General features: G+C 66.2%; 1 protein-coding gene. It reads right to left on the bottom strand.

The genetic code is table 11. The annotated features are described in order from the left end of the window. On the bottom strand, positions 1 to 435 hold a 435-nt coding region (locus tag F6S12_RS32975; RefSeq protein WP_315870020.1), incomplete at both ends, for a condensation domain-containing protein.

Genomic DNA, 435 nt, shown 5'->3' with positions numbered 1-435 from the left:
CCTGGGCGGCCAGGGCCGTGGCCTTGACCTGACGCAGCAACTGCCCCACCGGCAGGCTCGGCGCCAGCTCGACGCGCATCACCAGGGTGTTGACGAAGAAGCCCATCACCCCTTCCATTTCCTGGTGGCGGCGATTACTCACCGGCACCCCGATGCGGATATCCGGTTGATCGGAGTAACGGTGCAGCAGCAACGCGAACGACCCCAGGAACAGCTGGAACAGGGTCATGTCATGTTCCCGCGCCACTCGCCGCAGCCCTTGCTCCAGATCCGCCGGCAGGCGCAGGCCCAGGCGTTCCTGGCGGTGGGAGACCAACGCCTGGCGTGGATGATCCAGAGGCAGCTCCAGAACCGGATGCTCCAGCCCCAGTTGCTGGCGCCAGTAATCCAGCTGGCGCTGTTGCTCGCCCTGCTCCAGCCAGCTGCGATGCCAGT

Origin of the sequence: Pseudomonas sp. JV245A (assembly GCF_032424515.1) — a bacterium.
Lineage (GTDB): Bacteria > Pseudomonadota > Gammaproteobacteria > Pseudomonadales > Pseudomonadaceae > Aquipseudomonas > Aquipseudomonas protegens.
The sequence above is the reverse complement of the archived record's forward strand: the minus strand, read 5'-3'. Positions and strand labels throughout refer to the sequence as shown.